20 protein-coding genes are annotated in these 22,810 nt (G+C 55.9%); 12 read left to right on the forward strand and 8 right to left on the reverse strand.

Annotation, left to right across the window (positions count from 1 at the left end):
• The first annotated feature begins 155 nt into the window (after positions 1–155).
• The 4 genes from tig to lon all read left to right on the forward strand — a co-directional run bounded on the left by tig (position 156) and on the right by lon (position 6,260).
• Positions 156–1,466: a trigger factor gene (gene tig, locus ACLPGZ_RS03810; protein ID WP_009459092.1), complete on the forward strand. Its 1,311-nt coding sequence runs from the start codon at positions 156–158 to the stop codon at positions 1,464–1,466.
• Entirely contained in the window at positions 1,466–2,119 is a 654-nt protein-coding gene (gene clpP, locus ACLPGZ_RS03815) for an ATP-dependent Clp endopeptidase proteolytic subunit ClpP (RefSeq protein WP_021446711.1), read from the forward strand. Before tig ends, clpP begins: the two co-directional genes overlap by 1 nt.
• A gap of 100 nt (positions 2,120–2,219) precedes the next feature.
• Positions 2,220–3,521 carry an ATP-dependent Clp protease ATP-binding subunit ClpX gene (clpX, locus tag ACLPGZ_RS03820; protein ID WP_060185979.1) on the forward strand — a complete coding sequence of 434 codons (1,302 nt, stop codon included), beginning with the start codon at positions 2,220–2,222 and terminating at the stop codon, positions 3,519–3,521.
• Positions 3,522–3,794: 273 nt separating this feature from the next.
• Positions 3,795–6,260 (forward strand): endopeptidase La, encoded by a 2,466-nt coding sequence (gene lon / locus ACLPGZ_RS03825; RefSeq protein WP_060185978.1) that lies wholly within the window; start codon positions 3,795–3,797, stop codon positions 6,258–6,260.
• Positions 6,261–6,701: 441 nt separating this feature from the next.
• On the opposite strand, the gene lexA is transcribed toward lon, so the two are convergent.
• The 3 genes from lexA to ACLPGZ_RS03840 form a co-directional block, all read right to left on the reverse strand.
• Complete coding sequence (gene lexA / locus ACLPGZ_RS03830; RefSeq protein ID WP_026482844.1) at positions 6,702–7,361, reverse strand: transcriptional repressor LexA; 660 nt, start codon at positions 7,359–7,361, stop codon at positions 6,702–6,704.
• A gap of 105 nt (positions 7,362–7,466) precedes the next feature.
• Positions 7,467–8,027, reverse strand: coding sequence for a GNAT family N-acetyltransferase (locus tag ACLPGZ_RS03835; RefSeq protein WP_239055486.1), 561 nt, complete (start codon positions 8,025–8,027; stop codon positions 7,467–7,469).
• 71 nt (positions 8,028–8,098) lie between these two features.
• Positions 8,099–9,301: an amino acid aminotransferase gene (locus ACLPGZ_RS03840; RefSeq protein ID WP_239055487.1), complete on the reverse strand. Its 1,203-nt coding sequence runs from the start codon at positions 9,299–9,301 to the stop codon at positions 8,099–8,101.
• Positions 9,302–9,385: 84 nt separating this feature from the next.
• Between ACLPGZ_RS03840 and uvrB the strand changes: the two genes are divergently transcribed.
• The 8 genes from uvrB to ACLPGZ_RS03880 all read left to right on the forward strand — a co-directional run bounded on the left by uvrB (position 9,386) and on the right by ACLPGZ_RS03880 (position 16,991).
• On the forward strand, positions 9,386–11,407 hold the full coding sequence (gene uvrB, locus ACLPGZ_RS03845; protein WP_060185976.1) for an excinuclease ABC subunit UvrB: 2,022 nt from the start codon (positions 9,386–9,388) through the stop codon (positions 11,405–11,407).
• Between the two features lie 297 nt (positions 11,408–11,704).
• Entirely contained in the window at positions 11,705–12,196 is a 492-nt protein-coding gene (locus ACLPGZ_RS03850) for a low molecular weight protein-tyrosine-phosphatase (RefSeq protein WP_429640988.1), read from the forward strand.
• A 141-nt stretch (positions 12,197–12,337) separates the two neighbouring features.
• Positions 12,338–12,814, forward strand: a complete 477-nt coding sequence (gene iscR / locus ACLPGZ_RS03855; RefSeq protein WP_021446710.1) for a Fe-S cluster assembly transcriptional regulator IscR — start codon at positions 12,338–12,340, stop codon at positions 12,812–12,814.
• 33 nt (positions 12,815–12,847) lie between these two features.
• Positions 12,848–14,041, forward strand: coding sequence for an IscS subfamily cysteine desulfurase (locus tag ACLPGZ_RS03860; protein WP_035268115.1), 1,194 nt, complete (start codon positions 12,848–12,850; stop codon positions 14,039–14,041).
• Positions 14,038–14,421, forward strand: coding sequence for an iron-sulfur cluster scaffold-like protein (locus tag ACLPGZ_RS03865; RefSeq protein ID WP_035268113.1), 384 nt, complete (start codon positions 14,038–14,040; stop codon positions 14,419–14,421). The genes ACLPGZ_RS03860 and ACLPGZ_RS03865 overlap by 4 nt, the downstream gene beginning before the upstream one ends.
• Positions 14,422–14,475: 54 nt before the next feature.
• Positions 14,476–14,799: a HesB/IscA family protein gene (locus tag ACLPGZ_RS03870; protein WP_003801383.1), complete on the forward strand. Its 324-nt coding sequence runs from the start codon at positions 14,476–14,478 to the stop codon at positions 14,797–14,799.
• 6 nt (positions 14,800–14,805) lie between these two features.
• Positions 14,806–15,684 carry a methylglyoxal synthase gene (locus ACLPGZ_RS03875; RefSeq protein ID WP_026482837.1) on the forward strand — a complete coding sequence of 293 codons (879 nt, stop codon included), beginning with the start codon at positions 14,806–14,808 and terminating at the stop codon, positions 15,682–15,684.
• 290 nt (positions 15,685–15,974) lie between these two features.
• Positions 15,975–16,991 (forward strand): Bug family tripartite tricarboxylate transporter substrate binding protein, encoded by a 1,017-nt coding sequence (locus ACLPGZ_RS03880; protein WP_239055488.1) that lies wholly within the window; start codon positions 15,975–15,977, stop codon positions 16,989–16,991.
• A gap of 199 nt (positions 16,992–17,190) precedes the next feature.
• Here the strand turns inward: ACLPGZ_RS03880 and lysS are convergent, their stop codons facing one another.
• The 5 genes from lysS to infA all read right to left on the reverse strand — a co-directional run bounded on the left by lysS (position 17,191) and on the right by infA (position 22,774).
• On the reverse strand, positions 17,191–18,714 hold the full coding sequence (gene lysS, locus ACLPGZ_RS03885; protein WP_035268111.1) for a lysine--tRNA ligase: 1,524 nt from the start codon (positions 18,712–18,714) through the stop codon (positions 17,191–17,193).
• A gap of 11 nt (positions 18,715–18,725) precedes the next feature.
• On the reverse strand, positions 18,726–19,463 hold the full coding sequence (locus ACLPGZ_RS03890; protein WP_026482834.1) for an SDR family NAD(P)-dependent oxidoreductase: 738 nt from the start codon (positions 19,461–19,463) through the stop codon (positions 18,726–18,728).
• A 1-nt stretch (position 19,464) separates the two neighbouring features.
• Positions 19,465–20,569, reverse strand: a protein-coding gene (gene prfB / locus ACLPGZ_RS03895; RefSeq protein ID WP_115635138.1) for a peptide chain release factor 2 whose coding sequence is annotated in 2 segments (ribosomal slippage) — positions 19,465–20,487 and positions 20,489–20,569 — 1,104 coding nt in all. Because the reading frame shifts where the segments join, the coding sequence is not laid out codon by codon here.
• Between the two features lie 111 nt (positions 20,570–20,680).
• Complete coding sequence (locus ACLPGZ_RS03900) at positions 20,681–22,390, reverse strand: methyl-accepting chemotaxis protein (RefSeq protein ID WP_239055489.1); 1,710 nt, start codon at positions 22,388–22,390, stop codon at positions 20,681–20,683.
• Between the two features lie 111 nt (positions 22,391–22,501).
• A complete protein-coding gene (gene infA / locus ACLPGZ_RS03905; protein ID WP_009458008.1) occupies positions 22,502–22,774 on the reverse strand; it encodes a translation initiation factor IF-1 in 273 nt (90 codons plus the stop codon).
• Positions 22,775–22,810 lie beyond the last annotated feature (36 nt).

Consider the following 22,810-nt stretch of genomic DNA (forward strand, 5'->3'; position numbering starts at 1 on the left):
TAGGGAAGGTAAAGTAAGGGATCATAGTCCGGCACGGCTGTATTGTCTTGACAGGAAATTATGATTCAAAATACGTTTGTTTGGATTTACCGTGCCAGTTTCCGGTAAAATGCCGGATTACTCTTATCAATTACTCAATTTAATATAGGTCTTCAATGCAGCCCGAGGTTGAAATTCTGTCCGGCTTGGAGCGCCGAGTCGATGTGGTCGTTTCGGTGGCCGACGTAGAAAAACAAGTCCAGGCCCAGCTCAAGCGTGTGGCTCGTACGGCCAAGGTACAGGGCTTCCGTCCCGGTAAAGCGCCTTTGTCCGTTGTCGAGCGCAGTCACGGCCCTGGTATCCGTTACGACGCCATCAACGAAGAAATCGGCAAAGCCCTGGACAAAGTGATCCAGGACTCCAAATTGCGCGTAGCCGGCACTCCTAATCTGGAAGCCAAAGAAGGCGAGCCTGCTGAAGGCACCATGGCCTTTACCGCAACTTTCGAAGTTTACCCAGAAGTGGCTCTGCCTGATCTGTCCAAACTGGAAATCAAGCGTGCCAACACGCCTGTGACCGACGAAGACATCCAGCGCACCGTAGATGTGCTGCGCAAGCAACGCGCCAACTACGAATCCAGCGCTGATCGCCAAGCACAGGAAGATGACCGCATCACTCTGGACTTTGTGGGCACCATTGACGGCGTCGCCTTTGAAGGCGGTAGCGCTGAAGGTTTCCAGTACCTGCAAGGTCGTGGCCGCATGCTGCCCGAGTTCGAGACTGCCGTTGCCGGCATGAAAGCAGGCGAAACCAAAACCTTCCCTCTGGAATTCCCTGCCGACTACACCGGCAAGGAAGTGGCTGGCAAAACTGCCGAATTCAAGATCACCGTGACAGACGTGGCCCAGCCTGTTCTGCCCGAGCTGGATGCTGAGTTTGCCAAGTCCCTGGGTCAGGCTGAAGGTGATGTGGACGCTTTGCTGGCCGACATTCGTGCCAACATCGAACGCGAAATCAAGGCTCGTGTGCACGCCCGTAACAAATCCGCTGTGATGGACGCCTTGCTGTCTGCCAGCGAATTTGACGTGCCTAACGCTCTGGTGGACAACGACGTGGAAGGTCGCATCGCTTCGGCTCGCGCCGAACTGAAAGAGCGCGGCGTGCCTGACGCAGACAAGATGCCTATCCCTGCCGAGGCCTTCAAGGAAGAATCCACTCGCCGCGTGCGTCTGGGTCTGCTGGTCTCCGAACTGGTCAAGGCTGCTGAACTGCAAGCCAAGCCCGAACAGGTTCGTGCCCGCATCGAAGAATTTGCCCAGAACTACGAACAGCCCGCCCAAGTGGTGGCCTACTACTTGTCCGATCGCCAGCGTCGCGCCGAGATTGAGGCAGTGGTACTCGAAGATAACGTCGTCGAGCACGTACTGTCCCAGGCCAAGGTGTCCGACGAGGAGGTGGCGTTCGACCAAATCATGGGAACCAACTAATGTCGTCAACCTTTGTCGACTTCTACGCCTCAATGCATGGGGGGCAATCCGTTGCCCCTACGGGTTTGGGCTACGTGCCTATCGTGATCGAGCAGTCCGGTCGTGGTGAGCGGTCTTACGACATCTACTCCCGCCTGCTGCGCGAGCGCATCATCTTTCTGGTGGGCCCGGTTCATGACAACTCGGCCAACCTGATTGTGGCCCAGCTGCTGTTTCTGGAGTCGGAAAATCCTGAAAAGGATATTTCGCTCTACATCAACTCGCCCGGTGGTTCGGTCTATGCAGGCCTGGCCATCTACGACACGATGCAGTTCGTCAAGCCGGAAGTCTCGACATTGTGTACCGGCATGGCTGCCAGCATGGGCGCTTTCTTGCTGTCTTCGGGCGTCAAGGGCAAGCGTCTTGCCTTGCCTAACTCGCGCATCATGATCCATCAGCCTTCGGGCGGTGCGCGAGGCCAGGCTTCCGATATCCAGATTCAGGCCAAGGAAATCCTGAGCCTGCGTGAACGCTTGAACAAGATCCTGGCCGAAAACTGCGGCCAGCCTGTCGAGCGTATCGAGCTGGATACCGAGCGTGACAACTTCATGGCAGCTGAAGACGCTGTGGCCTATGGCCTGATCGACAAGGTGATGAACACTCGTGACGAGTAATCATCTGTCCCTACAGGGATCGATCTGACGCAGTACTATGGCTGTTCGGGGGCGGGACTTGTTCCCGTCCTTTTACCATCCTGAAGTGAAATTTAAATTTATGTCCGAAAAGAAATCGGCCGACGAGAAAGTTCTGCATTGCTCGTTTTGCAATAAAAGCCAGCATGAGGTCAAGAAACTGATCGCTGGACCTTCGTCCGTGTTCATCTGCGACGAATGTATTGATCTGTGTACCGATATCATTCGTGACGAAGCTGCGGGCGCCACTCCTGATGGTGAACGTAAAGAATTGCCCACCCCCCAGGAAATCAAAGAGTTTCTGGATGGGTATGTCATTGGCCAGGAAATGCCCAAGCGCACCTTGGCCGTAGCGGTGTACAACCACTACAAGCGAATTCGTAGCGGCAAGGCAGGCCGTGACGATGTGGAACTGTCCAAAAGTAATATTTTGCTGATCGGGCCTACGGGTTCGGGCAAAACGCTGCTGGCTCAAACACTGGCCCGCATGCTGGATGTGCCTTTTGTGATGGCAGACGCCACCACACTGACCGAAGCCGGTTACGTGGGTGAGGACGTCGAGAACATCGTTCAAAAACTGCTGCAAAACTGCGATTACGATGTGGAAAAAGCGCAGCGCGCCATTATCTACATCGATGAAATCGATAAAATTTCCCGCAAGTCGGATAACCCTTCGATCACCCGCGACGTGTCGGGCGAGGGCGTGCAACAGGCGCTGCTCAAGCTGATCGAAGGTACAGTCGCTTCGGTGCCTCCGCAAGGTGGTCGCAAGCACCCGAACCAGGACTTTGTGCAGGTGGATACCACCAGCATTCTGTTCATCGTGGGCGGTGCTTTTGATGGCCTTGAAAAGGTGATTCGCGACCGTACAGAAAAATCCGGTATCGGTTTTTCTGCTTCCGTGAAAGCCAAGTCCGAACGAGGCGTGGGTGAGCTATTCTCTGAGGCCGAGCCCGAGGATCTGATCAAGTTTGGTCTGATTCCCGAGCTGGTGGGGCGTTTGCCTGTGGTCGCCACTCTGGAAGAGCTGCACGAAGACGCACTGATCCGCATTTTGACCGAGCCGCGCAATGCCTTGGTCAAGCAGTTCCAGAAGCTGCTGAGCATGGAAGGCGTAGAGCTGGAAGTTCAGCCCGAAGCCCTGCGTGCGGTGGCCCAGCGTGCCATCAAGCGTCGTACCGGCGCTCGTGGCCTGCGCAGTATTGTCGAGCAAGCGCTGCTGGACACCATGTACGAACTGCCTTCGCGTAAAGACGTCAGCAAAGTGGTGCTGACCAAGGACGCCATTGTCGGAAAGAGTAAACCCGAATTGATTTTGGGTCGTCCTTTGTCCGATAGTGAAGCCAGTGACACTGAGTCGCCCTTGAAAAACGCAGTAGCTTAGAGATATCTCCTCGTTTGTGCACTGTCTGGCTTTGGTCGGACAGGCGCAGGCGGGACAGGGCGACAGGCGAAGGTAAAGAGAAAGGAGTGGACCTATGAAGACCACCAGGCATAAGGGCTTGTCTCTCTTTAACTCTGTAAAGTTCTGTTCTAATGTTCGTTCGGCCTACTTGAAATATCAAAATTCGCCACAATCTGAGCTACAACAGGTTAAACCGTGAAAGGGAAGCCCAGGCTTCCCTTTTGCGTCTAAGGACATTTATAGGAAATGACTATGTCTGCGAGCCAGATTCTTTCTACGGAACCTATTGAGCTGCCGCTGCTTCCCTTGCGCGATGTAGTGGTGTTCCCTCACATGGTGATTCCGCTTTTTGTTGGCCGGCCTCGCTCGATCAAAGCCCTTGAGCTGGCAATGGAGTCCGGCAACAACATTATGTTGGTGGCGCAAAAGTCCGCAGGCAAGGACGATCCCGCTCCCGAGGATCTCTACGAAATTGCGTGTGCGGCCAGTATTTTGCAAATGCTCAAGCTGCCCGACGGCACGGTAAAAGTGCTGGTGGAAGGCTTGCAGCGCGCTCGAATCACCCAGGTACAGGATGCCGAAACCCACTTCATGGCCTCGGTGGTCGAAGTGCCCGGCGACTCCGGTGATGCTGCTGAAACCGAAGCCCTGCGTCGTGCGGTGCTGGGTCAGTTCGAGCAGTACGTCAAACTGAATAAAAAAATCCCTCAGGAAATTCTGACTTCCCTGACCGGGATTGACGATGCTGGCCGTCTGGCCGATACCATCGCCGCTCATTTGCCTTTGAAGCTGGAACAAAAGCAGGGCATGCTGGAAACGCCCAAGGCTTTGGAGCGTCTGGAAAGCCTGCTGTCGCAACTGGAAGGCGAAATTGACATCTTGCAGGTCGAGAAGCGCATTCGCGGCCGTGTGAAAAAGCAGATGGAAAAGAGCCAGCGCGACTACTATCTGAACGAGCAGGTCAAGGCGATTCAGAAAGAGCTGGGCGAAGGCGAAGACGGCGCTGATGTTGAAGAGCTGGAAAAACGCATCGAGCAGGCTCAATTGAGCAAGGAAGCGCTCAAGAAAGCCGAATCGGAAATGAAGAAGCTCAAGCTGATGTCGCCGATGTCAGCCGAAGCAACCGTGGTGCGTAACTACATTGAAACGCTGGTTGGCCTGCCTTGGCGCAAAAAGAGCCGTATCAACAACTCCTTGAGCAATGCCGAGGAAGTGTTGGATGCGGATCACTTTGGTCTGGAAAAGGTCAAGGAACGTATTGTCGAGTACCTGGCGGTTCAGCAACGTGTCGACAAACTGAAGGCTCCAATCCTGTGTTTGGTTGGCCCTCCAGGCGTGGGTAAAACCTCGCTGGGACAGTCCATTGCCAAGGCAACGAACCGCAAGTTCATTCGTATGGCTTTGGGTGGTGTACGTGACGAGGCCGAGATTCGCGGTCACCGTCGTACCTACATCGGCTCCATGCCGGGCAAGGTGGTTCAGAACATGAGCAAGGTGGGTGTACGTAACCCGCTGTTCCTGCTGGACGAGATCGACAAGATGGGCGCGGATTTCCGTGGCGACCCATCCTCGGCACTGCTGGAAGTTCTGGACCCTGAACAAAACCACACCTTCCAGGATCACTACCTGGAAGTGGACTATGACTTGTCCGATGTGATGTTCGTGGCAACCAGCAACACCTTGAACATTCCACCGGCCCTGCTGGACCGTATGGAAGTGATTCGTCTGTCGGGTTACACCGAAGATGAGAAGGTGCGTATTGCTTTCGATTACCTCTTGCCCAAGCTGATGAAGAACAACGGCTTGCGCGATGGCGAGCTGGAAGTGACTGAAGATGCCGTGCGCGACATCGTGCGTTACTACACCCGTGAAGCGGGTGTACGTTCCCTGGAACGTGAAATCAGCAAGATCTGCCGCAAGGTTGTTCGCAAGCTGTTGGTGGCCAATCCACAAGCCGGTACGCGTGCAGCTCGCAACAAGACACTGACCCAGGAAACCTTGGTCGTGAATGCGGCGAATCTGAACGATTACCTGGGCGTACGTCGTTTCTCCTTCGGCCTGGCCGAAAAAGAGAACAAGGTTGGCCTGGTGACGGGTCTGGCCTGGACCGAGGTGGGCGGTGAATTGCTGACCATCGAAGTCGCGGATATGCCCGGTAAAGGCAATGTGCTGCGCACCGGCTCGATTGGCGATGTGATGAAAGAATCGGTCGAAGCGGCTCGTACGGTTGTGCGTTCGCGTGCTCAGAAGTGGGGCATTGCCAATAGCGTGTTTGAAAAGCGTGACCTGCACGTGCACTTTCCAGAAGGCGCTACGCCCAAGGATGGTCCATCGGCCGGTATCGCCATTACGACCGCTATCGTGTCCAGCCTGACGGGTATTCCGGTTCGTGCTGATGTGGCCATGACGGGTGAAATCACCTTGCGCGGCGAAGTTTTGCCTATCGGCGGCTTGAAAGAGAAGCTGTTGGCAGCGCAACGCGGCGGCATCAAAACCGTGATGATCCCGGAAGAAAACATCAAGGACCTGGCCGATATTCCAGATAACGTGAAAAACACGTTGGAGATCATCCCGGTGCGTTGGATTGACCGTGTACTGGAAGTGGCCCTGCAAGACGCTGTAACGCCCCTGAGCGACGAAGAAGTAGCTCGCCTGGCCGCTGAGGCCTTGGCAGCCACGCGTGCTGCTGGGGCGGGTTCCGAGTCCTTCAAGCACTAAGCATCAGCAGTAGTCAGCAAGCAGTGAAACAGGCTGCCTTGGGTTCAAGGTAGCCTGTTTACATTTTGGCCAGACTGATCGTGCGTTTGAAGTCAGTCATAGTGACTGCAACGAGAGCCAGACTTTTGGGTGATGATGGTGACGCGGGTGGTGATACAAGCTTGCGCGAGAGGTTTACGTTTGTTCAATTCGTGCTGTAGGCATGTAGGTACGTAGGGGCTAGGTATGGCTATACCCGCGATTGCAGTCATGACAGCAACTGCAGACATACCGCGAAAATCATGGTCAAAGTGACTATCGCCGTTAATCTGTTCAAACCTGTATAGCGAGCATGCACTCGGACCAATAAAAAACCCCATGTACCGTTTGGTGCATGGGGTTTTTCTCTTATCAGAAGCACCAACCTTACAAAACAGCTCTGGTGGCCTAGAGAGGGACAGCTTAATGCAGCGGGCTGGTGCGAATCAGACCGACAGCAATGCCCTCCAAAGACAGGGAATCCGGGTCGGTGACGATGATGGGTTCAAAGTCCGGGTTCTCGGGCAAGAGGACCACTTGATTGCTGGAGCGCGACAGGCGCTTGACGGTGACATCGTCGCCAATGCGCACCACCACGATCTGCCCATTACGCGCTTCACTGGCTTTCTTGACGGCCAGCAGGTCGCCGTCAAAAATGCCCGCGTCTTTCATGCTCAGGCCGCGTACGCGCAGCAGGTAATCAGGCGTTTGGGTGAATAGGGTAGGGGCGACGCCAATCTCGCGCTCGATATGCTCGGTGGCCAAAATAGGGCTACCGGCAGCCACGCGACCAATAATGGGCAGCAAGAGGGCGTCAGCCAGATTGGCCAATGCGTTGCTGCTGGGAGCAGCACTTTCGCGGGTATCCGTACCGAGCAGGCGTATGCCGCGCGAGGCGCCGGCAGTCAGCTCGATAGCGCCTTTGCGGGCCAGAGCTTTCAAATGATCTTCGGCCGCATTGGCGGATTTGAAACCCAGCACCTGAGCAATCTCTGCTCGAGTGGGAGGGAAACCCGTCCGTTCGATTTCAGAACGAATGATGTCCAGCACTTGTTGTTGGCGTGCAGTGAGCTTGGCGGTCATAGTATTGTCTGCTGAATATATATACAGTAAAGATTGTGCGTTACAGTTGGCGTTTTTGCAAGCGGTGAGGGCCCTAAAGGCTTAATTTTTGACCCTTCGGGCTGCTCAGGCTGACTGGGGCCAATCCTTGCGGTCCAGGGTGTACAGCACATGGGGGGCGAGTTTGTGGCCCGCCGCTACACCGGGGTGATCAAAGGTACCAGCTTGCTCTGTCATGCCCAGGCGTTGCATGACGGTCTGCGAAGGCAAGTTCAATTGAGCGGTGTACGCCACAATTTGATCCAGGCCCAGTTCGTCAAAACCAAAGTCCATGCAGGCTCGTGCCGCTTCGGTGGCATAGCCCTTGCCCCAGTACTCAGGCAGCAAACGCCAAAGAACTTCCACGCAAGGCTGAAAGTACAGATCGGCGGTAGGGCGGTTCAAGCCCACCATGCCAATGAAGGCCCCGTTTTCTTTCAGCTCGACTGCCCAGGGACCCCAACCATGTTCGTCGATCAGGTTTTGGCTGCGCTGGGCGATGGCATCGCTTTGCTCACGGTCCAGGGTGGCCGGATAAAAACGCAGAGCGTGGGGATCGCTGTTCAAGCGGAAAAAGGGCTCCAGGTCGGAAGCTTTCCAGGGGCGCAGGAGTAGGCGTTCGGTGTTCAGGGAAATCGTGTCTGTCATGGTAGTGCTCCAAGGGCTGGAACGACAACGCCCTTCCGAAGAAGGGCGTTGGGGCTGTACTGAGGGACAGCTTACTTCAGGACTTGAGCGATGGCCTTGGCCACGACGTCAATATTCTGGCTGTTCAATGCAGCAACGCAAATACGGCCGCTGCTGACAGCGTAAATGCCGTGTTCCTGGCGCAGGCGTTCGACTTGCTCGGCAGTCAGGCCGGAGTAGGAGAACATGCCGCGCTGTTGCAGCACGAAGTCAAAGTTTTGGGTAGCGCCGTGCTCTTTCAGCTTGGCAACCAGTTGGGCGCGCATTTCGCGGATGCGATCACGCATGCCGGCCAGTTCAGTCGCCCAAGTGTGGAACAGTTCAGGCGAGTTCAGTACTGTGGCCACAACCTTGCCACCGTGTGTGGGTGGGTTGGAGTAGTTGGTGCGAATCACACGCTTGACCTGGCTCAGTACGCGGGAAGTTTCGTCCTTGCTGGAAGTAACCAGGGTCAGGGCGCCAACGCGCTCGCCGTACAGCGAGAAGGACTTGGAGAACGAGGAGCTGATGAACATGGACAGGCCTAGCTTGGCAAACAGACGCACTACGCTGGCGTCTTCTTCCAGACCGGCGCCAAAGCCTTGGTAAGCGATGTCCAGGAAAGGAACCAGTTGACGTTCTTTGATCAGCTCGGCGATCTGGGCCCATTGTTCCATGCTGGGGTCCACGCCGGTCGGGTTGTGGCAGCAAGCGTGCAGGACCACGATGGACTGGGCCGGCATGGCGCGCAGCGAGGCGATCATGCCGTCAAAGTTCAGGCCATGCGTAGCGGCATCGTAGTAAGCGTAGGTGTTGACCTTGAAGCCGGCGCGCTCGAACAGGGCGCGGTGGTTTTCCCAGCTTGGATCGCTGATGTAAACCTCGGACTGGGGCAGCAGTTGCTGCAGGAAGTCAGCACCGATTTTCAGCGCACCGGTACCGCCCAGGGATTGCACGGTCAAGGCGCGGCCTTCGGCAATGATGGGGGAGTCGGCACCCAGCAACAGGGTTTGAGCACCCAGATTGTAGGTATTGATCCCTTCAATAGGCAGGTAGCTGCGCGCGGCGGCTTTGCTCATCATGGCTTCCTCAGCCTTTTGAACAGCCTGCAAAATCGGGATACGCCCTTGATCGTCGTAGTAAACACCGACCCCCAGATTAACTTTGCCGCTGCGTTCGTCGGCATTGTATTGTTCGTTCAAACCCAAAATAGGGTCGCGTGGAGCCAGTTCGACGGTTTCGAAGAGCGATGTCATGATGATATGGGGGCGTTAGTGCAGAAAGGTAGAAAAACAAAGCATTAATGTGATAATACGGGCTTACCCTAAAGTGTGTCTAGCATGAAATTTGAGCCTGCCTTTCAAGAATTTCCGGGGAGTTCCTTCAAACTTTTCCAACCTTATTTGCCTGCTGGCGACCAGCCTGCGGCGATTGAGCAGTTGGTTGAGGGGATTGATGATGGCTTGATGTACCAGACCCTTTTGGGGGTAACGGGCTCGGGCAAGACCTATACGATGGCGAACATTATTGCTCGCACCGGGCGTCCGGCCATTGTTCTGGCGCCCAATAAAACCCTGGCGGCGCAGTTGTACGCCGAGATGCGCGAGTTCTTTCCACGCAACGCTGTGGAGTACTTCGTGTCTTACTACGATTACTACCAGCCCGAGGCCTATGTGCCATCGCGCGATCTGTTTATTGAAAAGGACTCGTCCATCAATGAACACATCGAGCAGATGCGTTTGTCGGCCACCAAAAGCCTGCTGGAGCGGCCAGACACCATTATTGTGGGCACTGTGTCCTGCATTTACGGTATCGGTAATCCCGGCGACTATCATGCGATGGTGCTGACCTTGCGCAAGGGCGACCGTATTGCCCGGCAGGAGCTGCTGGCGCGTCTGGTCGCCATGCAGTACGAGCGCAACGACCTGGATTTCCAGCGGGGTGTGTTCCGCGCTCGTGGTGAAGTGGTCGATATCTTCCCGGCAGAAAACGCGGAGCTGGCCTTGCGAGTCAGCCTGTTTGATGACGAGATTGAAGAGCTGGAGTTGTTCGATCCGCTGACAGGCAAGGTCGTGCAGAAGCTGAACCGCTTTACCGTGTTCCCTAGCTCGCATTATGTGACGCCACGCGAAACCGTGTTGAGGGCGATTGAAACCATCAAGCTCGAACTGCGCGAGCGTCTGGAATTTCTGACACGGGAAGGGCATTTGGTTGAAGCTCAACGCCTGGAGCAGCGCACCCGTTTTGATCTGGAAATGCTGCAGGAGCTGGGCTTTTGCAAAGGCATCGAGAACTACTCTCGCCACTTGTCAGGAGCAGCGCCTGGCGATCCGCCGCCGACACTGATCGACTACCTGCCGCGTAACTCCCTGATGTTTATCGATGAAAGCCACGTCACTATCGGGCAGTTGGGCGCCATGTATCGCGGTGACCGCTCGCGTAAAGAAACCCTGGTGCAGTTCGGTTTCCGCCTGCCTTCGGCCATGGATAACCGGCCTTTGAAACTGGAAGAGTTCGAACGCCGTATGCCGCAAACCGTGTTCGTGTCGGCTACTCCCGCTGCCTACGAGCAAGAGCATGCAGACAATGTGGTTGAACAGGTGGTGCGACCTACCGGACTGGTGGACCCGGAAATCGAGGTGCGCCCGGCTACCACGCAGGTCGATGACTTGCTGGGTGAAATCAAGCTGCGTACTGCGCAGGAAGACCGTGTATTGGTGACGACGCTGACCAAGCGCATGTCAGAGGATCTGACCGAATACTTGTCAGAGAACGGTATTCGCGTGCGCTACTTGCACTCGGACATTGATACGGTGGAACGGGCCGAGATCATCCGGGATCTGCGTCTGGGCGTCTTCGATGTGCTGGTCGGGATCAACCTGCTGCGTGAGGGGCTGGATTTGCCCGAAGTGTCTCTGGTGGCGATTCTTGATGCGGACAAGGAAGGCTTCCTGCGTTCGGAGCGCAGCCTGATTCAAACCATAGGTCGGGCAGCGCGTAACCTGAACGGTAAAGCCATTCTGTATGCCGACAGAATGACGGACTCCATGCACCGCGCTATCGAAGAAACCGAGCGCCGTCGTGCCAAGCAGATCGCCTTTAACGAAGAGCACGGTATTACGCCGCGCGGCGTGAACAAGGCCGTCCGTGAGTTGATTGATGGTGTTGTTGCCTCGGATCCAACTGCCAGCTTGCGCGAGGATGTGCCGGACGAGTTGATTCGCGACGAGAAGGCCGCTGCACGCGAGATCAAGCGTCTGGAAAAAGAGATGATGGACCACGCCCGCAACCTGGAGTTCGAGCAAGCGGCAGCCGCGCGCGACAAGTTGCAAAGACTGAAGGCCAAACTGCTGATGGCTTGATGATTGTTGTGTATTTGCAACTAAAGCTGGACGAAAGCTCAGAAAAAACACCGTTCTGCTACCGGCTTTCATCACTCGGGTGTATTGCTTGATTTATCTCATCTCGAGAAAGTGGTGTATCCGCTAAGCAAAGGTTGCTGCGCCTTTGGTTTATTCCAAACTTCAAGCAGCTGCGACCGGTTCTTATTGGCAGCTCCCAAACGATACGGATTTGCTGTTTTCAAGGCGATTTTCGGGGTCTGTTTTCACCCCGGTTTCATCTTGCCTTATTTGGGGTTTTCCCGCAGACTTTGACGCATTATGAGTAAGGTTCTGTTTGTCTGTACAGGGAATATTTGCCGCTCCCCCAGCGCCGAAGGTGTCTTGCGCCAACTGGTCGACCAGGCCAGTTTGTCGGAGGCTATTTTGGTGGATTCAGCCGCCACGCATGGCTTTCATGTTGGCGAGCATCCTGACACACGCGCACAGATAGCCGCTCGTAAACGCGGTTATGACATCTCTACCTATCAGGCCCGACAGGTCCAGCGCGAGGACTTTCGCAACTTCGACCTTATCTTGAGCATGGACTGGGAAAACCACGCTGCCTTGCAGCAAATGTGTCCTCCCATTTATCGTCACAAGCTCATGCTGCTGATGCGCTTTGCCACTGACTATGAAGCGGCTACCGTGCCCGATCCTGATTATGGCGGCCAGGATGGCTTTAATAAGGTCATGGACTATATCGAAGATGCCTGCCAGGGCGTGTTCGAACTGGTTCGCAAGCGCGTCCCCAATTACCGTGCTGCCTGAGTGGCTACATAACACTTCAGTATAAGTGTAAAAACACACGCTCAAGCACGGTAGTTTCCCCTGTATTTGCTATACTGGACCAAATTGGTCGGATTTGCCGTTGGCAGTCCGGCCGCTTTCGCCTTTGGCAAGGAAACTATCATGCGTTTGACGACAAAAGGGCGTTTCGCCGTAACCGCGATGATCGATCTTGCGCTGCGCCAGCAAAGTGGACCGGTGACGCTCGCAGGCATCAGCCAGCGACAGGGTATCTCGCTCTCGTATCTTGAACAGTTGTTTGGCAAGTTGCGCCGCCATGAACTGGTCGATAGTGTGCGTGGTCCGGGTGGTGGCTATACGCTTGCGCGTCTGGCTCGCCACATCACCGTTGCTGACATTGTGTTTGCGGTCGATGAGCCCGTTGATGCCACCCAATGCGGTGGCAAGGGTAATTGCAAGCAGGGCACAAACGGGCAGAAAGGCGAGTGCATGACTCACGAGCTTTGGGCGACGCTTAGTCGTAAAATGGTCGATTATCTGGATTCTGTCTCGCTACAGGACTTGGTTGATCAGCAGCGTCTGCGTCAGCTCAAGTTGGCCGCTCAGGAAGCCGGCCAGCCAGAAGAATGTACTTTGTAGTGGGCAAGATCCGCTACTGACCCGGAGTTTTGTATGAGTCGCGCTCAGCGTATCTATATGGATTATGCCGCCACTACACCGGTAGACCCGCGTGTGGCCGACAGCATGATTCCCTGGTTGACGGAACGATTTGGCAATCCGGCCTCCAGCAGCCATCCCTATGGGTGGGATGCGGAAGAGGCCGTGGACCAGGCGCGCCGTCAGGTTGCCGCTTTGGTAGGGGCAGAGCCGCGTGAAATTGTCTGGACCTCCGGTGCTACCGAAGCCATCAATCTGGCGTTAAAAGGTGCCGCGCAGTTTTATCAGTCCAAGGGCCGCCATATTATTACCGTCCGTACGGAACACAAGGCCGTGCTGGATACCTGTCTGGCCTTGCAGGACGAAGGGTTTGAAGTCACCTTTCTGGATGTCCTGCCCAGTGGTCTGATTGATCCTCAGGCGTTTGAACAAGCCATTCGTCCCGACACCATCCTGGCCTCGGTCATGTTGGTGAATAACGAAATTGGCGTGATTCAAGATGTGCAGGCCCTGGGGGCAATGTGCCGGGAGCACAAGGTGCTGTTCCATGTGGACGCCGCCCAGGCTACCGGCAAGGTGGCGATCAATCTGCAGGAATGGCCGGTGGATTTGATGTCCATGTCTGCCCACAAGACTTATGGTCCCAAGGGAATCGGTGCCTTGTATATCCGTCGTAAACCGGCGGTGCGCCTGAAAGCGCAGATTCACGGTGGCGGCCACGAACGCGGGTTTCGCTCCGGTACGCTGGCCACTCATCAGATCGTGGGCATGGGGCGTGCTTTTGAACTGGCTGCGCAGGAAATGGACCTAGACAATCAGCGCATCACCGCGCTGCGAGATCGTCTATGGGCCGGCCTGCAGTCTATCCCTGATCTGTTCCTGAATGGCACCTTGGATCAGCGCGTGCCCCACAACCTGAACATCAGCGTGGATCACATCGAGGGCGAAGCTCTGATGATGGCTCTGACAGATTTGGCAGTGTCCAGTGGCTCGGCCTGTACCTCGGCCAGCCTGGAACCGTCCTACGTATTGACGGCTCTGGGTCGTAGTGATCAGTTGGCGCACAGTTCCCTGCGCTTGAGTCTGGGCCGTTTCACGACCGAGCAGGATATTGATGACACGATTGCGGCCATCCGTCGTGTGGTTGAACAATTGCGGGCCATCTCTCCCTTGTGGAGCGAGCCTGCTTCGGAGCAGTTCGCGCAATGATATATAGTGACGCTGTCATGGAGCATTTCCTGCACCCGCGTCATGTGGGTGTCATGAACAGCAGTGATGCTGACGTAGGTACAGGGGAAGCGGGAAGTCACGAAACCGGGGCCTTGATTCGCATCCAGCTCAAGGTATCGGAGCAGGGCCAGATTCAGGATAGCTGTTTCAAGGCTTATGGCTGTGGCTGTACCATCGCTTCCGCCTCGTTTGCGACACAGTGGCTGCAAGGCCGCAGTCTGGAGCAGGCAGCTCAGTTCTCGTCTACAGATGTGCAGCAAGCGCTGGAATTGCCGCCGGTCAAAGTGCATTGTGCTTTGTTGGCCCAGGAGGCGGTTCAGGCCGCTATTGCCTCGGTACAGAACAAAGGCGCGTTTTAGTTGTCCAAGCCTGAAGGCTGAATATTCTTTCAGGTTTATAGAAAGGAAAAGATTATGTCTATTTCTCTTACTCAGCCCGCCGCAGAACATATCCAGCGTCATTTGAAAAAACGCGGGGGCGGTTTGGGGCTACGTTTGGGTGTACGTCTGACCGGTTGCTCGGGTCTGGCCTACAAGCTGGATTTTGTTGATGAGCCGGTTGAAGGCGATCAACTGTTTGAAGAGCACGGCGTTAAACTGTTTGTTGATCCCAAAAGCCTGCCCTTTATTGACGGCACGCGTCTGGATTATGGCCGTGATGGCCTCAATGAAGGTTTCAAGTTCATCAATCCAAACGAGAAAGCCTCCTGCGGGTGTGGCGAATCGTTTACCGTGTAGGAACTCATGTCATTACGTTTCGGTTTGGCGGCCAATCAATTGCACCATGATTCGGCAGATGCGGCTTTGTTTCAGTGGTTGCGGCGCTCAGCCAGCGGTATTCGCGAATTGGAAGTTGAGCTTTACACGGTCGGTCGTACCTGTAATGCCATCGAGCGGTCGGGCCTGCTGGAAGGCTATGGCGGCCTGGTTCGCTATCCCTATGGTCGTGATGGCGGTTTGATGAAGCTGGTGGCCCGGGTCACGCAAAGCCCGGATGGTACACCGCCTTTTGATGGCGCCATTTACCTGATTGACCCGGTAGACCCTTCCTCCATTTTTCCGGAAGCACTGGCGCTCAAGCGCCAATGCATCACGCATGGCCGTCCTTTCATTTCTACCTTGATGGGTGCAATTGAATGGATTGAAGTGGAGCGTGTCAGCCGCGGTTTGTGGCCCGATTCCAGCTGCAAACGTATTTTTGACTTCCCTAATCAAACCTTGGCCATGATTGCGCACGATGCACTCAAGGATAAGATGATTGAGTTTGCCGACAAGCACTTTGATCTGCTGTCTCGCTTTGGTCAACGCGTGGGAACCGGGACGACAAGCCGCTTGTTGAATGAGCTGGCCTGGTCTAAAGGCTGGCCCAAGGACACTCCCTGGATTCAGTCTTACCTGAGTGGTCCTTTGGGTGGCGATGCGCAAATTGCCGAGCTGGTGCTGGAAAATCGTTGTCAACGCGTCATCTTCTTTGAAGACCCGCACGTTGCGCGTCAGCACGAGGCTGACATCCAGCTGCTGGAGCGTGCGGTGCGCGTGGTGGCAGACAAGGCTTCGTGTTTTTCTTCGCCTGAGGTAGCTCATAAATGGGCACAGGCGGTGATGCGTTTGCCGGTGGATTAATTGCCTGCAAATCGTACTCGCAGCACAGGTGCAACACGGTGAAGCTATGAACCTGGATTCGCAATAAAAAGAGGACGCTTTCGAGCGTCCTTTTTTGTTTCGGCATGACGTGTTGCTGAGCAAGTTGTCAGACTGCGCGAAAGTCGTTGATAGCTGCTTTAGCAGCGGTCGGGACGGGGGCTGCTTGATTCGCGCATGGGGGCTCTCTAGACTACAGTTCGTGATTGGCAAGCACTGCAAACACAATGTCGCCCGATCAATGGGGCAGTCTGTGGATACTGGAGGTAGGCTTGAATCGACGCATGATCTTGAAAGTGACCGGCGCGGGTATCGCCGCCCGGCTTGGTGTTCCTGTTTCTTCTCTGGGTGCTATGTTTGCCACGGCTCCGGCACGTGCGCAGCAGGCCGATACGTTTCCCTCCGGGCCTGTGCGTATTGTTGTTCCGGTGAATCCGGGTGGCAACGCTGACCGTATCGCACGGATGCTCGCGCAAAATCTTGCCAAATTGTGGCAACAAACGGTGATCGTGGATAATGTGCCCGGCGCTCACACCAGCCTTGGCGTCAACCGGGTAGTTCGTGCAGCCCCAAACGGGCATACCCTCTTGTCTAGCGGCGATCAGCTTGCGATCAACGCTGCCCTCGGTCGCAAGCTGCCCTATAGCGAGACGGAGGTCCGTGGTGTGACCCGCACTATTGTTAATTCGCAGGTGCTGGTGGTGCGTCCCGGTCTGGGCGTTAAGCACTTTGATGACTACGTGGCACTTCTTAAACGTCAGCCTGGCGAAGTATCTGCAGCGCTGCCGATTGGTTACGGCAGTATTTATCATCTGGCCGTCGAGATGCTTAACCAGCGTTTGGGTACGCAAACCAATAACATTCCCTACGCGGGAGGGGCCCCCGCTATGTTGGACATACTGGGCGGGCATGTTGACGGAGCACTTATTGATATCTCTGGAACAATCCAGAACATTCAGAAGCGTGAGCTCATCCCTCTGGCGGTGACCTCGCCGGAGCGCTCGAAGGTTTTACCGGATGTTCCTACTTTTCATGAGTTGGGTGTTTCTGATTTCGTGATCGAAAGCTGGCAGGGCGTCTTTGTGCCACGTGCCACGCCCGATGAGGTGGTTGCCGTGCTGAATCGCGATATCACGGCTGTACTGCGTTCACGCGAATTTGCTGAGCCATTGGAGGAGCAGGGCTTTGTGATCGCGCCTGATTCGGCTGAGTCTCTGGATCAGATCGTGGCACGTGATATTGCCCTGTTTCGTAAAGTGGCGGCAACTGCTGGCATCAAGCCCGAATGAAGTCTGCCCTTACAAGTGTAGGGCTGGCTAATGATGAGATTGGAGCGGGGGTTTGTTCAGGGACCGGGAAGAATAGCTGCGTATCTGCGTATCTGCGTATCTGCGTATCTGTGTATGTGTATGTGTATGTGTATGCGGGGTCGAGGATGCATAAAAAAACGCGCGGTCTTGACCGCGCGTTTTTCTGTCTTGAGACTGATTAGTCCTCGCGACGCAGGTGCGGGAACAGGATTACGTCACGGATAGCAGGGCTATCGGTCAGCAACATGACCAGTCGGTCGATACCGATACCGCAGCCGCCTGTAGGGGGCATGCCGTATTCCAGCGCACGGATGTAGTCCGCGTCATAGAACATGGCCTCTTCGTCGCCAGCGTCCTTGGCCTGAACCTGGGCCTGGAAACGTGCGGCTTGGTCTTCAGGATCGTTCAACTCCGAGAAACCATTGGCAATTTCGCGACCAGTAATGAACAGCTCAAAGCGCTCGGTAATGCCTTCCTGGGTGTCCGAAGCGCGTGCCAGTGGCGACACTTCCACGGGGTAGTCCACGATGAAGGTAGGGTGCCACAGCTTGGATTCTGCAGTTTCTTCAAACAGAGCCAGTTGCAAGGCACCCAGGCCGGCATCACGCAGTGGCGGCGAGTTCACGTCCACTTTCAGGCGAGCCAGTTCGGTACGCAAGAACTGGATGTCTTCCAGTTGCTCGATCTGGTAGGAAGGAGCGTACTTCATGATGGCGCCGGTAATGGTCAGGCGATCAAAAGGCAGGCTCAGATCCAGTTCGCGTTCCTGGTACTGCAGGGTAGCGGTACCACGGGCGCTGATCGCGGCTTCGCGTATCAGGTTTTCGGTGAAGTCCATCAGCCACTGGTAATCCGTGTAGGCTGCGTAGAACTCCATCATGGTGAATTCGGGGTTGTGACGAGGGCTGACGCCTTCGTTACGGAAGTTGCGGTTGATCTCGAACACGCGCTCGAAACCGCCCACGATCAAACGCTTCAGGTACAGCTCGGGAGCAATACGCAGGTACATTTCCATGTCCAGCGCATTGTGGTGGGTCACAAAGGGTTTGGCCGATGCGCCACCCGGAATGGGGTGCAGCATGGGGGTTTCCACTTCCAGGAAGTTGGCCTGGGCCATGTGCTGGCGCAGGCTGCTCATGACCTTGCTGCGGGCCAGGAAGGTTTGACGGGTGTCTTCACCCATGATCAGGTCTACGTAGCGCTGACGGTACTTCAATTCCTGGTCAGCCAGACCGTGGAATTTGTCGGGCAGGGGGCGCAGGGACTTGGCCAGCAGGCGCACGCTGGAAGCATGTACGGACAGCTCGCCCTTATTGGTTTTGAAGACTGTGCCTTCCACGGCCAGGATGTCACCGATATCCCAGCCCTTGAATTCCGCGTAGTTTTCTTCGCCCAGTGCGGCTTTGTCCAGGTAGATCTGGATGCGGCCGGAAGCATCTTGCAGTGTGGCAAAACTGGCTTTACCCATGACACGCTTGAGCATCATGCGGCCAGCTACTTTCACGACTTTATTGGTTGCAGCCAGGGCATCCTTGTCCTGCTCGCCGTACTGGCTGTGCAGCTCGGCAGCGTGCGCGTCAGGGCGGAAATCGTTGGGGTAGGCGATGCCGTTTTCGCGCAGGCGGTCCAGTTTGGAACGACGCTCGGCGATCAGGCGGTTTTCGTCTACGACGGGTGCGGAAGTGTCTAGCGGTTCAGTCATTGTGTCAGTACTTATTCGTAGTGGCGGATGTCATCCAGGACGTGCTGGCCAAAATCCGGGCTGTTCAGGTGGCGCAAAATGCGCTCGGCTGTATCGTCCGGGCTGCTTAGCTGACCTTGTTGATGCAGGTCGATAAAGCGGCTCAGGTTCGGGAACTGGTCGCGGGATTGGCTACGGATATGGCCTTGCATATCGGTATCGACCACGCCAGGGGCCAGAGAGCAAACGGCCAGCTCGGGATTCTCCAGCTTCAGGGTTTGCGTATAAAAATCCAGTGCTGCCTTGCTGCAGCCGTACACGGCCCAGCCCGAGACGGGTTTGCGGCCAGCACCAGAGGATATATTGAGCACCTGGCGTTGGGCATCCTTGGGGGCGCCTTGCAAGAAGGCGGCGGTCAGGCTCATGACACTGGCGACATTCAATTGCAGCGCCTGTGTAATGGCCTGGGCATCGAGCAGGTGGCTGGCCTGCCCAACGGGATCAACCGTGCCCGCATTATTAATGAGGACGTAGCGTTGAGCCTGTGTCTGGCTGATCAAGGCTTGCAGAGCCTTGGCAGCCTGTTGTGCGCCTTCCGCGCTGGCCAGATCCACTTGCAGATGTTGATGAGCCCCTTGGGGCGCATCCAGTTGCAGTTCGCTGCGGGCCAAAGTGATCAACTGATGGCCAGCGGCCAGTGCCTGACGTGCCAGGGACAAGCCCAGACCGCGAGAGGCACCGCTTAGAACAGTCAGCGTGGAAGTGTGCATATTAAATACCTTGTTTCAGGCTGGCTTGAATAAAGGCATCCAGGTCGCCATCCAGAATCTTCTGGGTATTGGAGCTTTCGTAGTTGGTACGCAAGTCCTTGATGCGGCTTTGGTCCAGCACGTAGGAACGGATCTGGTGACCCCAACCCACATCGCTCTTGGAGTCTTCCAGTTTCTGCTGCTCGGCCATGCGGTTGCGCATTTCCAGCTCGTACAGGCGGGATTTCAGCATCTGCATGGCTTCGGCACGGTTACGGTGCTGCGAGCGGTCGTTCTGACACTGCACCACAATGCCGCTGGGTTCGTGCGTGATACGAACGGCCGAGTCGGTTTTGTTAATGTGCTGACCACCGGCACCACTGGCGCGGTAAGTGTCGATACGCAAGTCGGCCGGGTTGATTTCGACTTCAAAGGAGTCGTCGATTTCCGGGTAGACGAACACGCTGGTGAAAGACGTGTGGCGGCCGTTGGAGGAGTCAAAGGGACTTTTGCGAACCAGACGGTGCACGCCGGTTTCAGTGCGCAGAAAACCGTAGGCGTAATCGCCTTCAATCTTGATGGAGGCCGATTTGATACCCGCCACGTCGCCGTCAGACTGTTCCAGGATCTCAGCCTTGAAGCCCTTGTGTTCGGCATAACGCACATACATGCGTAGCAGCATGGAGGCCCAGTCCTGGGCTTCGGTACCACCCGCACCGGCCTGAATATCCATAAAGCAATTCAGCGGGTCGGCAGGGTTGGAGAACATGCGGCGGAATTCCAGCTCTTCAATACGGCTGGCCATGGCGGCACAATCTTCTTCGATGGCGGCGATAGTGGCATCGTCATCGTCCATCGCGGCAAGCTCAAACAGGTCCTGCGAATCTTTCAAACCCGTGTGCAAGGCGTCCAGCACATGCACCACGTTTTCCAGACTTTTCTTTTCGCGGCCCAGATCCTGAGCGTGCTGAGGATCGTTCCAGACGTTGGGATCCTCGAGTTCGGCATTGACTACGTGCAAACGATGAGCTTTGTCATCGTAGTCAAAGATACCTCCGTAAGGCATTTTCCCGCTCCGAATAATCGGCAAGGCGGGCTTCCAGTTGATTAAGTCGTTCCGATTCCATGATTCAGCGGCTTTCCTATATTTGATGTGCCACCCACGCCAGCCAGCAAGGCGGCGCGCGGCAAACTTCCGATTTTACCCTTATCGGAGGTCTATGGCACGTATTGGCCGCTCAGGAACCGGACATTGTGCACGTGGCTGTGCGATAGGCGGACACGGATCGGTAAGAAGGCTGCGTGGGGGCGGCGGGCAGGGCGGGAGCATCGGGCTGGGAAAGATCGCTATCCAGGCTGAAATGCGCCACCACCTGGGCCAGCAAAGTGGTTTGCTCCAGCTGCTCCTGAGCGGTGTGGGCGCTGTGTTCAAGCAGTTGGCGGTTGGACTGGCCTTGCTGGTCCAGGCGCGTCATGACCTGGTTCACGTAGTCGATATGCGTCGCCTGCTCCTGAGAGGCTTGGGCAATATCGGCCACAATGCTGCGCATTTCATTGACCTTGTGTTGTGTGTTGGCCATGACTTGCGCCATACCTCGGGCGGCAGCCGAGCTTTGCTCGGTTTGTTCGACTGAGCTGGAAATCAGGGTGGAAATCTGTTGCAAGGCGTCGGTGGAGCGCAAAGCCAGGTTGCGCACTTCGGCAGCAACAACCGCAAAGCCATGACCATGGACTCCGGCGCGGGCGGCTTCCACCGCGGCATTCAGGGCCAGGATATTGGTCTGGAAGGCAATGTTGCGGATCAGTTTGGTGATCTCGCTCATTTTGTTCGAGCTGTCGGCAATTGCGTCGATGGTATCGAGCAGGCTGTGTACCGCTTGATTGCCCTGGGCCACCTGGCTGGAGGTGTCTTGCGCCAGATGATCGGCGGTTTGGGCCTGCTCCGCGTTCTGGCGCACGGTGTCAGCCAGTTGATTCATGGCCTTGACGGTCTGATTCAGTTCGGCGGATTGATCCAGAATTTGCTCGCTCAGGTTCTGGCTACCCAGCACAATGGCATGCGAGCCGTCGCGTATCAGGCCGGTTTGTTCGCGGATCTGATGCACTACGGTTTGTACGCCCTGGCCGATGCCATTGAGTGCTGTAAGCAAGGTCCCGAACTCATCATGGCGACGCACGCTGAGCTGCGCATTGAGCTTGCCCTGGGCCAGTTCCTTGGCCAGATTAGCCCCTTGATCCAGCGGCTGCTTGATGGAGCGATACAAGAGGCGTAGCGCAATGGTGCTGGCCATGAAGAACAGGGCCAGTGCCGCTAATGCCAGGCTGAACGCACGGTCGCTGCTACGACCAGCCAGATCCAGGGAACTGTCCAGGCGCTCGCTGAACTGGTGCTCGAACTGATCCAGTGTGTTGGTGATTTGGGCCGAGGCTTGAATGTATTGCTGGCTGAACACCAGCACTTTGGCCATCAAGGCATTGGGCAGGGCGATACGGATAGCGCCGTTGCCATCTTCAAACTGGCCGCTGGCGGTTTGAATGGCTTCGGACTGAACCTGGCTGAGTGCCAGGGTCTGTTCATAAGCAGAGCGCAGCAGGTCCTGTTCAGCCGGCTCCAGCTCCAGATCCCTGAAGCGGTCCAGCATCGCCAGGGCGACGCCGTCCTGATCCGGCTGGACACCGGTAAACACCGCCAGGAGGTGGCGGAAGTTTTCCTGAAATTCGATCTGCTCGCTGGAGACAAACGCGATGGCCTGACGGCTGAGCAATTCGCTGATGCGTTTGAAGTCTTTGCTAAGCGCCGTCGTTTGATGGCGCTGGGCTTCCAGATGCTTGCGCTGTTCGATGCTGCTGCTCAAATGTTGCAGGGCAATCAGCATCAGGATTAGAAACAGGCTCAGAATTGCAAAATAGGCGATGAAGCCAGTTTTGAGCGTCAGTAATTTTTTCAAGGCGACTCCCACAAGATGTGGGGTGCGCCCGAGCGCTGATGGCTCTTGTCGCACCCCTGTCAGGCGCGCCTATCTTTGCATCTAATTGTGACAGGGGTGTGGCGATATGTCTTAACGGCGGTGGGGAGTGCGACGAGGGGCAGAGGTCGGCGCGCCAATACGCTTGGGCAGGTGGCGGAAGATAATGCGACCTTTGCTCAGGTCGTAGGGCGACATTTCCAGGGTGACGCTGTCGCCAGCCAGAATACGGATATGGTGCTTGCGCATTTTACCGCCGGTGTAGGCGATAACGGCGTGACCGTTGTCCAGGGTGACACGAAAGCGCGAGTCAGGCAGGATTTCGGTGACGGAACCTTGCATTTCAAGTAGCTCTTCTTTGGCCATAAATCGGGACTCCTTTAAAAATAATAATTCCCGTCT

Origin of the sequence: Alcaligenes sp. Me129, from assembly GCF_050487245.1 — a bacterium.
Lineage (GTDB): Bacteria > Pseudomonadota > Gammaproteobacteria > Burkholderiales > Burkholderiaceae_B > Alcaligenes > Alcaligenes phenolicus.

What these genes read in the sequence shown, in the direction of transcription:
- tig (WP_009459092.1), top strand. Translation starts at nt 156, where the DNA reads ATGCAGCCCGAGGTTGAAATTCTGTCCGGCTTGGAGCGCCGAGTCGAT.
- clpP (WP_021446711.1), top strand. Translation starts at nt 1,466, where the DNA reads ATGTCGTCAACCTTTGTCGACTTCTACGCCTCAATGCATGGGGGGCAA.
- clpX (WP_060185979.1), top strand. Translation starts at nt 2,220, where the DNA reads ATGTCCGAAAAGAAATCGGCCGACGAGAAAGTTCTGCATTGCTCGTTT.
- lon (WP_060185978.1), top strand. Translation starts at nt 3,795, where the DNA reads ATGTCTGCGAGCCAGATTCTTTCTACGGAACCTATTGAGCTGCCGCTG.
- lexA (WP_026482844.1), bottom strand. Translation starts at nt 7,361, where the DNA reads ATGACCGCCAAGCTCACTGCACGCCAACAACAAGTGCTGGACATCATT.
- ACLPGZ_RS03835 (WP_239055486.1), bottom strand. Translation starts at nt 8,027, where the DNA reads ATGACAGACACGATTTCCCTGAACACCGAACGCCTACTCCTGCGCCCC.
- ACLPGZ_RS03840 (WP_239055487.1), bottom strand. Translation starts at nt 9,301, where the DNA reads ATGACATCGCTCTTCGAAACCGTCGAACTGGCTCCACGCGACCCTATT.
- uvrB (WP_060185976.1), top strand. Translation starts at nt 9,386, where the DNA reads ATGAAATTTGAGCCTGCCTTTCAAGAATTTCCGGGGAGTTCCTTCAAA.
- iscR (WP_021446710.1), top strand. Translation starts at nt 12,338, where the DNA reads ATGCGTTTGACGACAAAAGGGCGTTTCGCCGTAACCGCGATGATCGAT.
- ACLPGZ_RS03860 (WP_035268115.1), top strand. Translation starts at nt 12,848, where the DNA reads ATGAGTCGCGCTCAGCGTATCTATATGGATTATGCCGCCACTACACCG.
- ACLPGZ_RS03865 (WP_035268113.1), top strand. Translation starts at nt 14,038, where the DNA reads ATGATATATAGTGACGCTGTCATGGAGCATTTCCTGCACCCGCGTCAT.
- ACLPGZ_RS03870 (WP_003801383.1), top strand. Translation starts at nt 14,476, where the DNA reads ATGTCTATTTCTCTTACTCAGCCCGCCGCAGAACATATCCAGCGTCAT.
- ACLPGZ_RS03875 (WP_026482837.1), top strand. Translation starts at nt 14,806, where the DNA reads ATGTCATTACGTTTCGGTTTGGCGGCCAATCAATTGCACCATGATTCG.
- lysS (WP_035268111.1), bottom strand. Translation starts at nt 18,714, where the DNA reads ATGACTGAACCGCTAGACACTTCCGCACCCGTCGTAGACGAAAACCGC.
- ACLPGZ_RS03890 (WP_026482834.1), bottom strand. Translation starts at nt 19,463, where the DNA reads ATGCACACTTCCACGCTGACTGTTCTAAGCGGTGCCTCTCGCGGTCTG.
- infA (WP_009458008.1), bottom strand. Translation starts at nt 22,774, where the DNA reads ATGGCCAAAGAAGAGCTACTTGAAATGCAAGGTTCCGTCACCGAAATC.